The sequence below is a fragment of the Thermodesulforhabdaceae bacterium genome, from assembly GCA_037482015.1.
GTDB lineage: Bacteria > Desulfobacterota > Syntrophobacteria > Syntrophobacterales > Thermodesulforhabdaceae > JAOACS01.
The window spans coordinates 16,712-29,193 of record JBBFKT010000008.1 but is presented as its reverse complement, the minus strand read 5'-3'; the positions used below and the strand labels follow the sequence as shown (position 1 = coordinate 29,193).

The window sequence follows — 12,482 nt, the reverse complement described above, 5'->3', positions numbered from 1 at the left end:
GCTTTTACACCTTATAGAGTCTTTGAAACATTTGCCCTATAGTTGCTCGCTTTTCTTCACTATTTCCCACGGTTCCACATCTCCCGGTATAACTTCCATCATGGGATGCGGTTTTATGACGGCAATTTCTAAAAGTTCGCAGTAACGGCGGGGATCACGAATTTTTAATTTTTCCAAGAGATGTTTCCATTCGTATTCAAGCTGCCCGGTTGTGACAAAGATACTGATAGGCTGAACGGAGAAATCTATCTTGGATGGATTAAACCGGTATTTGCGCCTTTCTCCTTCTTCAAACACAGCCCGTAGATAAACATTGATTGCCTGTATCGGATCCGGCTGGAATCGAAACCGGGTAAGTTGTGGATGATGAACGTAGCCCCTGGTTTTTCCTTCCAGCACAGCCTTTGCCAGAAGTCCTTCACGCCACAGAGCAACCAATCCCTTGGCATCAAGATATTCAGGATGTAATGACCACAGTCTCATTTCCTATTTTCCAATGCAGAACTGAGAAAACACTCGATCCAGCACATCCTCCATTGACGCTTCTTTGCCAACAATGGCGTTAAGTTCTTTTCGTGCTGACTCTAGCTCGTAGGCGATGAGTTCATAGGGCGGAAGGAAATGTAGAGCGCCATGCCGCGTCCTTCCTTCTTCTCCATTCTCGCCTTCCAGCAGTAGCCTGGCTCGCTCAAGACTTTCTAAAGCTCTTACCAGATGTTCATTATGACGCTTGTTTATAGCAAAGCTCTCAGATGCATCATCTATTGCCTGTTTGAGGAAGTGTTCTCGAATAAAGTTCTTAAGAGACTCAACGTCTTCTTTTCTTTTGGCCGACATCATAATTACCGGAGCTCTTGTGTCGTAGCGACTTCTTAAAACGGATTCTTCCCAGCGGTGAGGCAAGTCAGCTTTGTTTATGAGCATCAGATAGCGACTGTCCTTGATTATTTCAAATATGTAGTCGTCCTCACGGGTAAGATTTTCCGAAACATCTAAAAGCCACAGTATTATATTGGCTTCCTTGATAACCCGAAGAGTTCGTTCAATGCCGAGAGCCTCAATATAGTCCGCCTTTTCCCGTATGCCGGCTGTATCCATGATGCGCACCAGCACGCCGTCGATTGTGAACGAGTCTTCGATAACATCACGAGTTGTCCCGGCATATTCGGTAACAATCGCTCTGTCTTTTTCTAGAAGAGCATTCAGGAGAGAAGATTTTCCCACGTTGGGTTTCCCGACCAGAGCCAGCGAAACGCCTTCTCGCAGAAGCTGAACGCTGTCAAAGCTTTTTAGAACTCGCCTTATGGGTTGAATGAGTTCATCCTCAAGTCTTTTCGTCAAAAGCTGGTTAAGGGCAAAGATGCTGTCACCGTCAGATGCTAGATCGCCTGATTCGCTCTCGTCTTCAACGTCTTCCGGGAAATCAAGATGAGCTTCAATATGAGCAAGGATATCCGTTAGAGTTTCGATCCAGTTCGTGACAGCCAAGAAGCACTCTCCCTGAAGTTGACGCCTTGCCATGTCGAGGGACGCTCGAGACCGACTCGATACAATCTCCTGCACGGCTTCTGCCTGACTCAGATCAATTCTTCCGTGGAGAAAAGCCCTGTAGGTAAACTCACCGGGGGCAGCAAGCCGAGCACCCTGAGCCATAACCACTCTCAGAATCTCTTCCAGCACGGCATACCCGCTGTGGCAGTTGATTTCCACGACGTCTTCTCGAGTGTAAGTTCGAGGGCTTTTCATCACAGAAAGAAGCACTTCATCTATCAACGATCCTGTTTCCGGGTCGTAAATCCAGCCATAGTAAAGGCGATGAGATGCCAGAGGGAAGGACGCCGATGCGGGGCGAAAAATTTTCTCTGCAATTTTTACGGCATTTTTGCCGCTAATCCTGACAATGCCTATCCCCCCGATTCCCACAGGGGTTGCTATGGCGCAGATGGTATCCTGACCCAGAATGTCACGGATCATGGTTTGCTTTCGTGAGAAATTGTAAAAAGTTTTGCAGCGTTTTCTCCTTCGATCAGTTTTCGCTCTTCGCTCGTAAGCCCGGCCGCTTCCATTTCACTGCGGTAGCGTTTGAATCCAAGGAGCGGATAATCACTGCCGAAGAGTATTTTTTCTATGCCGAGGATTTCTGCGGCGATTTTGTAGATTTTCGGAGAATAGAGAAAGGGAGATGCGGCAGTATCGACAAAGACAAGACGGAAGAGATCGGGAACTTCTTTTTTTAGCAGAGCATAGAAAAACAATCCCCCAGCCCAGTGAGCAAAGATAAGGGGGATGTCCTGAAGTCGCCTGGTTATTTCGTAGTAGAAGTCCAATCCTTGAGGAGCCTTGCCAGGGTAGGAGTGCCCCACGGGTTCGTTTGCGTGGATCAGAATAACGCCCTGATGACTTTTTACCACTTCGCCTATCTGGGAATATAAGTCATAGACTTTTTCTCGGTCGCAGTTTCCGTAAACAGCCAGTTCTCCTGCTCCCTTTGCGCCCGCTTTCATGCAACGTTCAACTTCACGCACGCTCCAATCTTCCGTTGGAAGAACGCAGACCAGGGGAATCAGCCGATCAGGGTAGCGATTTGCCCATTCCAGGACGTAATCGTTGTGTTTCATTGTGAGATTGCGATCTATCCAGGGGAAACCGAATACAACCGACCTGTCTATTCCGGCTTCATCCATAGCATCTATGAGTTCCTTACCGGTTGACATTTTTGCCTTTGGGTGTCCGTAAAGGAGGTCGAACGCAGGCTCGCTATTCCTGTAATCGTTACGGTTTGCTATAACCTGATCGGGGAAGATGTGAGTGTGAACGTCAATTATCATGATTGTGTTGTGCCTCCTTGATGAACTTTATTGTTGGAGTTGGTTATCTTGCGTGTTTAAGGCTAGAGCGATTTGAAAACGTTGGCAAGTGAAAAGCGGGGTTAAAGGGAAGATGAAGGGAAAAGAAGAGAAGGTTCTTAATGTCATGGAAGAAGCAGCCAGGAAGGCTGGCGGCATAATAGTTTCGGCTTACGAGACGGCAAGGAGCTGGAAGTTTGAGGAAAAGTCGAGCTTTGATTATGTGACTGAAGTAGATCGTGAATCTGAGCGAGTCATAACGGAAGTTATTAAGGATGTCTTTCCTGATGATGTAATCATAGCTGAAGAATCCTGGGATGGTTCTTACAATGGGGAAGATCCCGGCTGGATTATAGATCCGCTTGACGGCACCACGAACTTTATTCATGGCTTTCCCATGGTATCGGTTTCTATTGCGAGAATTGAAAACGGGATTGTGACAGCAGGGTGTGTATTTGATCCTCTCAGGCAGGAATTTTTCTGGGGGTTGAGAGGCAAGGGGGCTTTTGTTAACGAAAGGCGTTTGGATGCTCGACGCTGGAATCTAAGTCTGTCCAGGGCTCTGGTAGCGACGGGTTTTCCTTTTAGGCGGAAAGATCTTTTGCAGGATTATCTGGATGTTTTTTCTGCCGTTTTTCAGGTGGTGAGTGATATTCGGCGTGGAGGTTCAGCGGCTCTTGATCTTGCATACGTTGCCTGTGGTAGAGTTGATGGGTTTTGGGAGGTAGGACTTAAGCCGTGGGATATTGCTGCGTCTATGCTTTTTATAATCGAAACGGGAGGGGTTGTGACTGATTTCTGGGGGCGTGGTGAAAGGGAAGTATTGTGGAACGGGAACATTGTGGCGGCTGCGTCTATGGAGCTGCACGAAGAGATTATGAAGATTATAAGGACTTCGAGACTTATAAGTGAATTGAATGCGTAACTTACATGTTTTGCGAGTGAAATTGCACAATTTTGTTCAATTTAAGGGGGAAGTCTGGGGGGTTTTTAAAAATTGGTCTAAGTTATTGAAATTATTGAAAGCGGTCATTCGAGTTCCTGCCTGACGGGTTTTTCTAGCAATATCAATATCTTATGTTATTTTAGGGGGTAATTTAGGATGAAATTTTTGGGGGTTTTTCTGGCAAAAGGGGGAGGTCCCCCAAAATTGGCTTATAAAGTATTGACATTTCTTTTGTTTTAAGGTATGCGGTCGGAAGACTCGCCCCGCTTCGAGGGGATTGCGACAGCTCGGGGACATACTCTCTCCTCGTGAAAAGCACTGTGTGTCGGAAGACTCGCCCCGCTTCGAGGGGATTGCGACGCCGTCCAGCTGTACGATACCGAAACCTTCTTCGATCCTAAGAGTCGGAAGACTCGCCCCGCTTCGAGGGGATTGCGACTCTGCCCACCCCACAGCAGGCTATTCCCGCCGTAGTCGGAAGACTCGCCCCGCTTCGAGGGGATTGCGACTCTTACACCACCGCTCAATTTGTCTCCTATTTCTCCTGTCGGAAGACTCGCCCCGCTTCGAGGGGATTGCGACTCATTGTAAGCCTCTTTGATGTCACGGTGGCCATATCTCTGTCGGAAGACTCGCCCCGCTTCGAGGGGATTGCGACAGAATTTCAAGAACGTTTTCGGCGTGGAATTCATTTTCTCCGTCGGAAGACTCGCCCCGCTTCGAGGGGATTGCGACAAAGATAAGTCTGGCAGTCCTATACGAACTGCCAAACTCTGTCGGAAGACTCGCCCCGCTTCGAGGGGATTGCGACGCCACTGTCCGCCCCTTCCGGGGCAATAACTGCATAATCGTCGAAAGACTCGCCCCGCTTCGAGGGGATTGCGACGAGGTAGCACCTCCCCGCGGGGGCATACGAGTCTATGCGTCGGAAGACTCGCCCCGCTCCGAGGGGATTGCGACTCGCCCCCCTGAATCCCCCCGTCAACGGGGGGAGTTTTTGGAAGTTCATCCCGTCAATGGGGGGGAGTTTTTGGAAGTTCGCCCCGTAAACGGGGGTATTGGTTGGAAGTTCATACCATCAGCGGGGGACTTCCTTGGAAGCTCGCACTGTTTAGAAGAAATTGCGAGTTGTATCGGGGATCGGGTTTGTTTGATCCCTGGTTTGATAAATAGGAATAGTCAGTAAGCAGTTTTTGTTGTTGGAATTGAAGCGTTGTTGTGTTATGTTTCCACTGGTTGTTTAATAAGGTTTATCCTAAATCCAGTTTCCGATTCCCAATTCTCGACCTAAAAACTCACCCCGCTTCGAGGGGATTGCGAGATAGAAGACTGAGCTTCTGCTAGCTCTTTTACTCTCTGGTTGCAAAACTGCCCCGCTTTGAGGGGATTGAGAACTGTAGGGATGACCATTCGGTTGATCACACAGAATTTTGAGAAACCTTTTAGAATCTTAGTCTGCGTTAGCAATTTGCGCTAAATCCAGGGAGGTTGTGAATATTATGTATGATTGGCTTATTTTTATTGGTGCTGTTTGTGGGTGGATAGTTCTTACCAGATGGGTTTTCCCAAAATTAGGGCTGCCTTCCTGAGGCGCTCAAGCTTGCTCGGTCGGTGACCGAGATAAAACAAAGGCTAAAAAATAGAGAAAAAACAGGGGCAACTCTTGTGGTTGCCCCTGCAGTTTTTATTGCCCTATCATTTATCATTCAAAGACAATCGCAAGGATTGTCCCTACGATTTCGTTTATTCGCTAAATTACCACTTTCTAACAACTCGCCTGGGTAAAACTTTTCTGGCTCTACGGCGCCTAAGAATCTTTACCACAACCGCAAGAAGAATAATCGCCCCAAATACTCCCCCCACAATCATTAGCACAGGCTTTATGCTATAAAATACGGAAAGCAACCACAGTTCCTTTTTCTCTTCAGTAGCTTGTTCTGATTTGGTCTGTCCGCTCTTAGCGCTGGCCACATCTTTGGTTTTCTTGGTTGCTTCAGTGGCTTCTGGTTTCTTCGATCCTCCAGCAAAAAATTTCTGGATAGAATGCCACGTTCTTTTGAAAAATCCTGCTCTGCCAATATCTTCCCCGGCAACAAGCGGCACGGCTTCCAATAACTCGTCCCCTTTGTAAATACTTAGCTGGCCAACAATCTGCCCCGATCTCACAGGAGCAATCAATTCAGGAGACATTTCCACAACCGTCCTGATCTTCTTCTCTTCTCCTTTTGACATCAGCATAGTCTTGGATTCGAGAGGATATACCGACACAGCATCTTTTCTTCCCTTCCACACTTTAATTGTCCCAACCGCCTCTGATGAATTCACCGGCTTAACCATAGCGTAGGATCTGAAGCCGTAATTGAGAAGTTGCATCGCATCACGTTCGCGAATGCTCGGCTTAGTTGCCCCGAGCACCACAGCTATTAATCTCATGCCATCACGCTTTGCCGTAGCGATAAGATGGTATCCCCCCGCTGCAACAAATCCCGTCTTGAGTCCATCAACAGAAGGATCTTTGTTCAAAAGATGATTTCGGTTGTATTGCACAATGTTGTTGTATGTGAATTCTTTCATTGAATGATAAGCAAGAGCCTGAGGAAAACGGTTTGTGTATGCTATAGCAAGTCGAGCAAGATCTCGAGCCGTTGAATATTCTTGAGGATCAGGAAGTCCGTGAGGGTTGGCAAAGTGGCTTTGAATCATACCCAGTTCCTGGGCTTTTTGATTCATCAGAGCCACAAAGGATTCTACCGTCCCGGCTATATGTTCCGCAACGGCTACACAGGCATCATTTCCTGAAACAACGGCTATACCTTTGATGAGTTCTTCCAGAGAAACTTTATTACCTACTTCGATAAACATCTGAGAGCCACCGGTTTTCCAGGCTCGATGGCTTATGTAAACTTCATCATCAAGATGAATGGTTCCTTTTTCAAGTGCTTCAAACACAAGGTATAGCGTAAGTATCTTGGTCAGAGAGGCTGGGGCGATCTTCATATCAGCGTTATATTCGTAAAGAATCGACCCGGTTTCAGGCTCTGCAAGCACAGCCGCTTTGGATTCTATAGGTAAAAGAGAAGAAGCAGGTTGCTGTGTGCCCCCGCTGGGTGCATTAGCAGAATGCAGGGGCATGGCATGCCATGCCTCCACCATGAGCATCAAGAACAAAATCAAAAAAATATTTGAGAGTTGCCGTAGGAAATGCCGCATTCCTTTCATTTTTTTTGTCTCCTTCGCAATTGCCCCAACATTTTGCTTCATTGGAGAGCACTTAACAACGAGATCTTACAATATTGAGAGACGGATAAGTCACGGCATGCCGTGCCCTACCTTGCTATTTTTCCATCAGCTATCAACCATGTTGTTGCCTGTAAGTCTAAGTATCTTCTCCCACAGTTCCTGCCTTCCTGTTTTCTCAGTAGCAGAAAAAAGAACAATGTCTTCCGGGGAGATTGTCAAAATTCGGGCGCATTCTCTACGAGACTTTTCCAGTTCATTTTTTGAAAGCTTGTCAACCTTCGTGAGCACAGGAATTACGGCAAAACATTGAGCTGACAGCCAGTGATAGAGTTGAACGTCGTTGGGCATGGCAGGATGGCGGCTGTCCATTATTAGAACAACGCCTTTCAGGGTCTTTCTGTTCTGCAAGTATCCTTCAATAAGATACTTCCACTTTGCCTGAACATCCTTTGGCACCTTCGCGAAGCCATATCCTGGAAGGTCCACGAAGTAAAAGGCTTTGTTGATGGTGAAAAAGTTGATGCTCTGAGTTCGTCCCGGCGTGTTGCTTGTCTTCACAAGTTTTTTTCTAAGAAGAAGAGCGTTTATAAGAGAGGACTTTCCCACGTTGGATCTTCCCGCAAAGGCTATCTCCGGAAGACTCTCTTCTGGCAATTGTTGAACAGTGAAAGCAGAAGTAAAGAATTCTGCAGACACAATCTTGATAGGAGCTGTTTCTGGATCACGATTTAGTGCTTTCATGCAGGTATAGCTCTATCCTTCTTAAACCTTCATCAATGCGTTCCAATGAGTTAGCATAACTAAAGCGCAAAAATCCTTCCCCGTTGGCGCCAAAATCAATGCCGGGTGTAACGCCCACGTGAGCGTTTTCGAGAATTTCAAAAGCCAGCCGGTAGGCGTCCTGCCCAAAAGAAGAAGCATTGGCAAAAACATAAAAAGCGCCCTTGGGTTCCCTTGCCACACCAAAACCTATTTCTTTAAGGCGCTTAACCATGAAGCGCCTTCGTTCATCGTAAGTCTTAACCATCTTTTCCACGTCTAGAGCCACTTCCGGGTTTGTGAGAGCTTCATAGGCGGCGTATTGAGATACAGAGTTGGCGGATATAAAAAAATTCTGCACCATGCACTTTGTAGTTTTTACAAAATCTTTCGGCACGATTACGTATCCAAGTCTCCATCCCGTCATAGCGTAGAGCTTGGAGAAGCCGTTAAAAACAAAGCATCTATCAGTATATTCAAGTGCCGAATGGGCTTTTTCCCCGTCGTAAACCAGCCCGTGGTAGATTTCATCGCTGAAGATCCACAATCCCAGGTCAGCTATTGCTTGCAACCGCTCAGGTTCGGTAATTTGCCCTGTAGGATTTGAAGGGGAGTTTACCATGATGGCTTTTGTTTTGACGTTGATAATAGATCTTACTGCGTCCACATCATACTGAAACCCGTTGTTTTCCTCCACTTTCACGAAGCGAGGCACAGCACTAATAAATCTAGCGAAGTTCGGATAGCAGGCATAACCGGGATCACTCAAGATGATTTCGTCCCCACGCGATAAAACGAGAGCAAGAGCCACGATAAACGCAGGTGATGTGCCAGATGTGATAACCACCTGGTCGGGATCAAGTCCCTTTACTCCGTAGGTCCGTTCGTAAAGATCGCAAATTGCTTCTCGAAGTTCAACAATACCAAGACTGTGAGTGTAGTGAGTTTCCCCGTTGCGAAGTGCTCTAATTGCCGCTTCCTTTATTGCTTTAGGTGTTTCAAAATCAGGTTCTCCCACTTCCAGGTGCACTACATCATGTCCTTCCCGTTCAATCTCCTGAGCTCTTTCCAGAACATCCATAACAATGAAGGGACGTATTGAGGCTATCTGTTCGTTGACCATTTTCCTATCTCCCGATTGTTTTTCTTGTTCTGCCTGGAGTTTCCATATTGCTGAGGTAATCAAGAGCAGCTTTAGCCGTTGGCGTGTCTGGGGCTAGTTTGGTGACTCGTTCAAGGTAATACTTCGCAGCAACGTAGTCCCCGTGCTGGTAAAGCAATCTTCCGTAGCCGAAATTTGCCATAACGGAGTCAGGATCATACTGTAGAGCTTCCTTGTATTCGTCCAGGGCTTTCGCATTATCGCCAAGAGCTTCAAGTGTTCTTGCCAATTCAAGGTGAGCGGCGGCATAGTTTGGGGAAAGTTCTATGGCTTGCTGATAATATTTTTTGGCTTCCTCATATTTACCCATGCGATAAAAGAGGCTTCCAAGATTGTAAGCCGCCAGTTGGGGAGTTTCATAATAGGGATTGTTTAATGCCTTTTCGAAAGCTTTGCGAGCCTCTTCAAATCTGCCTTCTTCTGCGAGAATAGCTCCAAGTGCGTTACTGGCTTCGGCATAGTCAGGTTGAACGGCTAGAGCCTTCTGAAGGTATTCCTTCGTTTGATCTCTAAAGCCTCTCCTCTGGTAGGCAAGAGCGATTTCGTAAAGAAGTTGAGGATCCTTGGGACGACGAGCTTCCGCCGCCTTGAGATACCTCAAAGCCATTCCGATGTTGCCCGCCGCAAGATAGTTTTGTCCCATGGCTTTGAGTTCTTCAGGAGATCCGGAAAGACGCTGCGGAATGGTAGCGGATTCAGGTCCTTCGATTCTTTCTGCAGGGGCTGGTGCTGGTGATGGTGGTCTGGGAGCCTGTCTTTGAGTTTGGGGAGAAAGTGAGTGAGTTGCCCCGTCCTGGGCTTTATCCGGTTGCTGAACAGGGGGGTGTTGTGGAGTGCAGGAGATGAGAGCAAAAACAATGATTGACAGCAAGGGCAGGGCATTTCTTAAAACTGCGACACGCCGTGCCCCCTTCCTTACCAAACTGTTTGATTGTATCCAGGATGTGGTTATGCTCTGCACTCTTTCCTTCATATTAACGTGCCCCTACAGTTTTTTTGATAATACAACCGGCGTCTGGTTATCCATGCGTGAATCAAAGTGGAAGTTCCTTTACATCCCCCCTCAGGCGAGGGGAGAGTAAGGAATTCTCGCTAAATTACTTTGTTTAGAGGATATTCAATAATGCCCTCTGCACCTCTTTTGATGAGCTGAGGTATTAGGTCTCGAACTACCTTTTTTGAAACCACCACTTCCACAGAAAACCAGTCGCTGTTGTAGAGCACAGACACAGTGGGAGATGTAATGCTGGGCAGTATTTCCATCACCTGAACGACGTTTTTTTCAGGAACGTTCATCTTGAGCCCGACAAATTCATCAGCTTTAAGAGCTCCCTGAAGAAGAGTAGCGATCTGTTGGATCTTGTCTCGCTTCCATTCGTCTTCCCAGGCTTTTTTGTTAGCAATGAGTTGAGGGTTTGACACCATGAGTTCCTTAATTATCCGTAATCCGTTGGCTCTCATAGTGCTTCCCGTCTCAGTCACTTCCACAATCGCATCGCACAGCCCAGCTATGACTTTAGCTTCTGTTGCTCCCCAGGAAAATTCCACATTCACATTGATACCTGCTTCCGCAAAATATCTTTTTGTGAACTGAAGAAGTTCTGTTGCAACCTTCTTTCCTTCCAGGTCCTTTATGTCCCTTATGGGGGAATCGAAGGGCACGGCAACAACCCATCGAGTTGGTTTGTTGGAGGTTTTGGAATAGACAAGATCTGCTACTACCACCACATCGGAGTTGTTTTCCAGAATCCAGTCTTTTCCGGTAATCCCGGCGTCAAAGGTTCCATTTTCCACATAGCGGGACATTTCCTGAGCTCGACAGATCGCACAGCTAATCTCAGGATCGTTAATCTCTGGAAAGTAACTCCGCTCAGAGATGGTAATGTTCCATCCCGAATTTTTGAAAAGCCGTAAAGTTGCTTCCTGAAGGCTTCCTTTGGGTATTCCCAAAACCAATTGCTTCACTTCTTATAAACCTCCTCTGGATCAAATATGCGGGGTTCTACAATTACACACTGGTTTCCGGCTATCTTTCTGTAAAAGCAGCTTCTGTAACCTGTGTGACAGGCGGCACCTCCCCGCTGGTGCACCTTAAGTAGAATGGTATCTTCGTCGCAATCAATCAATATTTCAACCACATCCTGAGTATGCCCTGAAGTTTCACCTTTTAGCCAGATTTTTTTTCGAGAGCGGCTCCAGTAGTGAGCCTTTCCAGTTTCCAGCGTCTTTTTCCAGGCTTCTTCATTCATGTAAGCTAGCATGAGAACGGAACCGGTTTCAACATCCTGAACGATAACCGGAAGCAATCCACCGCCTTTTGCAAAGTCTGGCTCAACTGTTCTGTTTTCGCTCATTGGTTTTTACTCCTCTTAGAGGGGTAGAGCACAGCATAATACTAATGCCCGTCCAATATGGTAACTATATAAAAAATTATGCTCGACCACCATCTTTTTTGAGTGTTTCCACCGCTAGAGATTCATTCTTTGCAAGTGATCCAGCAAGCTGACCACAGGCAGCGTGAATGTCCGCTCCTCTGCTTTCTCTCACCGTAGCAGTCATGTGAGCGTTCTGCAACATAGACTGAAATTCAGCAATAGCCTTATCCGACGGTCTCCTGTAGGGAGATCCTTCATGGGGGTTGTAGGGTATGAGGTTTATTTTGCACCTGACTGGGCGAAGAAGTTCTATCAATTCTCGAGCTTCCCTCGAGCCGTCGTTTACACCTTCAATAAGGACGTATTCAAAGGTGATTCGCTTTCTCGGTGGAAGAGGAAACCTCACACAGGCTTCTAGCACTTTTTCTAAGGGATAAGTTGAGTTGATCGGCATTATAGAGGTTCTGAGGTCGTTTCTGGGTGCATGTAGGCTTATTGCAAGGTTTACCGGGAAGCGTTCTCCAAGTCTTTCCATAGCGGGAACGATTCCCACTGTCGAGACTGTTATTCTTCTGTGGGATAAGTTAACACCGTGGGAATCAAGCAAAATCGATAAAGCTTTGTAAACCGCATCTTCGTTAAGGAGTGGTTCTCCCATACCCATGAAAACAATGTTTGTGATTCTTCGCTGGGATCCAATTAGCTGTTGCACCTGAACGTATTGATCGACGATTTCCCCAGCGGTGAGATTTCTCTTGAATCCCAGGCTTCCTGTGTAGCAAAAGCGGCATTTCAAAGGACAGCCTACCTGAGAGGAAACACACAGAGTAAACCGCGGCGGGTCGGGAATCAGAACGGTTTCCACTGCATGACCATCAGGAAGGCGGAAGACGAATTTTTCTGTTCCATCCGAGGAGACAAGACGTGAAGTGAGAGAAAGAGTATTTATAATGCACGCCTGTTCCAGTTTGATCCGAAAAGTTCTGCTTAAATCGGTACACTGACCCCAGGAATTAACATGCCGGACGTAAAGATGATGAAATATCTGTCTGGCTCTAAAAGTCCTTTCACCAATAGACTGAACCCACTTTTCGAGTTCGCTCAAAGTAAAATCTTTTAAGTGCACTTTGTTCATTTACTGTTACCCTGAGTCT

At 46.8% G+C, this 12,482-nt stretch carries 11 protein-coding genes and 1 CRISPR repeat array; of the genes, 1 reads left to right on the top strand and 10 read right to left on the bottom strand.

Annotated features, from left to right (window positions below; all coding sequences use genetic code 11):
• Window positions 1-36: 36 nt before the first annotated feature.
• From WHS38_09315 to WHS38_09305, 3 genes are read right to left on the bottom strand one after another with little or no spacing between them, the layout of a single operon-like run.
• Window positions 37-483, bottom strand: coding sequence for a pyrimidine dimer DNA glycosylase/endonuclease V (locus WHS38_09315; GenBank protein ID MEJ5301172.1), 447 nt, complete (start codon window positions 481-483; stop codon window positions 37-39).
• Window positions 484-486: 3 nt separating this feature from the next.
• The gene (gene mnmE, locus WHS38_09310) at window positions 487-1,974 is read right to left on the bottom strand and encodes a tRNA uridine-5-carboxymethylaminomethyl(34) synthesis GTPase MnmE (GenBank protein MEJ5301171.1); all 1,488 of its coding nucleotides are present in this window, start codon (window positions 1,972-1,974) and stop codon (window positions 487-489) included.
• Window positions 1,971-2,828 (bottom strand): amidohydrolase family protein, encoded by an 858-nt coding sequence (locus WHS38_09305; GenBank protein ID MEJ5301170.1) that lies wholly within the window; start codon window positions 2,826-2,828, stop codon window positions 1,971-1,973. The genes mnmE and WHS38_09305 overlap by 4 nt, the downstream gene beginning before the upstream one ends.
• Window positions 2,829-2,940: 112 nt before the next feature.
• Here WHS38_09305 and WHS38_09300 point away from each other — a divergent pair, with 112 nt between their 5' ends.
• Complete coding sequence (locus tag WHS38_09300) at window positions 2,941-3,771, top strand: inositol monophosphatase family protein (protein MEJ5301169.1); 831 nt, start codon at window positions 2,941-2,943, stop codon at window positions 3,769-3,771.
• Window positions 3,772-4,040: 269 nt separating this feature from the next.
• Window positions 4,041-4,752: a CRISPR direct-repeat array (repeat unit 36 nt; unit sequence GTCGGAAGACTCGCCCCGCTTCGAGGGGATTGCGAC).
• A 795-nt stretch (window positions 4,753-5,547) separates the two neighbouring features.
• On the opposite strand, the gene WHS38_09295 is transcribed toward WHS38_09300, so the two are convergent.
• The 7 genes from WHS38_09295 to rlmN all read right to left on the bottom strand — a co-directional run bounded on the left by WHS38_09295 (window position 5,548) and on the right by rlmN (window position 12,463).
• Complete coding sequence (locus tag WHS38_09295) at window positions 5,548-6,924, bottom strand: D-alanyl-D-alanine carboxypeptidase family protein (GenBank protein ID MEJ5301168.1); 1,377 nt, start codon at window positions 6,922-6,924, stop codon at window positions 5,548-5,550.
• A 213-nt stretch (window positions 6,925-7,137) separates the two neighbouring features.
• Window positions 7,138-7,773 (bottom strand): ribosome biogenesis GTP-binding protein YihA/YsxC, encoded by a 636-nt coding sequence (gene yihA / locus WHS38_09290; GenBank protein MEJ5301167.1) that lies wholly within the window; start codon window positions 7,771-7,773, stop codon window positions 7,138-7,140.
• Complete coding sequence (locus WHS38_09285) at window positions 7,754-8,914, bottom strand: pyridoxal phosphate-dependent aminotransferase (GenBank protein MEJ5301166.1); 1,161 nt, start codon at window positions 8,912-8,914, stop codon at window positions 7,754-7,756. Before WHS38_09285 ends, yihA begins: the two co-directional genes overlap by 20 nt.
• A 4-nt stretch (window positions 8,915-8,918) precedes the next feature.
• The gene (locus WHS38_09280; protein ID MEJ5301165.1) at window positions 8,919-9,926 is read right to left on the bottom strand and encodes a tetratricopeptide repeat protein; all 1,008 of its coding nucleotides are present in this window, start codon (window positions 9,924-9,926) and stop codon (window positions 8,919-8,921) included.
• A gap of 119 nt (window positions 9,927-10,045) precedes the next feature.
• The gene (gene hisG / locus WHS38_09275; GenBank protein ID MEJ5301164.1) at window positions 10,046-10,918 is read right to left on the bottom strand and encodes an ATP phosphoribosyltransferase; all 873 of its coding nucleotides are present in this window, start codon (window positions 10,916-10,918) and stop codon (window positions 10,046-10,048) included.
• Window positions 10,915-11,307, bottom strand: coding sequence for a phosphoribosyl-AMP cyclohydrolase (gene hisI, locus WHS38_09270; protein MEJ5301163.1), 393 nt, complete (start codon window positions 11,305-11,307; stop codon window positions 10,915-10,917). Before hisI ends, hisG begins: the two co-directional genes overlap by 4 nt.
• Before the next feature lie 76 nt (window positions 11,308-11,383).
• Window positions 11,384-12,463: a 23S rRNA (adenine(2503)-C(2))-methyltransferase RlmN gene (gene rlmN / locus WHS38_09265; GenBank protein ID MEJ5301162.1), complete on the bottom strand. Its 1,080-nt coding sequence runs from the start codon at window positions 12,461-12,463 to the stop codon at window positions 11,384-11,386.
• Window positions 12,464-12,482: the final 19 nt, after the last annotated feature.

Coding starts and splice junctions, on each gene's coding strand:
- WHS38_09315 (MEJ5301172.1), bottom strand. CDS start 483: ATGAGACTGTGGTCATTACATCCTGAATATCTTGATGCCAAGGGATTG.
- mnmE (MEJ5301171.1), bottom strand. CDS start 1,974: ATGATCCGTGACATTCTGGGTCAGGATACCATCTGCGCCATAGCAACC.
- WHS38_09305 (MEJ5301170.1), bottom strand. CDS start 2,828: ATGATAATTGACGTTCACACTCACATCTTCCCCGATCAGGTTATAGCA.
- WHS38_09300 (MEJ5301169.1), top strand. CDS start 2,941: ATGAAGGGAAAAGAAGAGAAGGTTCTTAATGTCATGGAAGAAGCAGCC.
- WHS38_09295 (MEJ5301168.1), bottom strand. CDS start 6,924: ATGCCCCTGCATTCTGCTAATGCACCCAGCGGGGGCACACAGCAACCT.
- yihA (MEJ5301167.1), bottom strand. CDS start 7,773: ATGAAAGCACTAAATCGTGATCCAGAAACAGCTCCTATCAAGATTGTG.
- WHS38_09285 (MEJ5301166.1), bottom strand. CDS start 8,914: ATGGTCAACGAACAGATAGCCTCAATACGTCCCTTCATTGTTATGGAT.
- WHS38_09280 (MEJ5301165.1), bottom strand. CDS start 9,926: ATGAAGGAAAGAGTGCAGAGCATAACCACATCCTGGATACAATCAAAC.
- hisI (MEJ5301163.1), bottom strand. CDS start 11,307: ATGAGCGAAAACAGAACAGTTGAGCCAGACTTTGCAAAAGGCGGTGGA.
- rlmN (MEJ5301162.1), bottom strand. CDS start 12,463: ATGAACAAAGTGCACTTAAAAGATTTTACTTTGAGCGAACTCGAAAAG.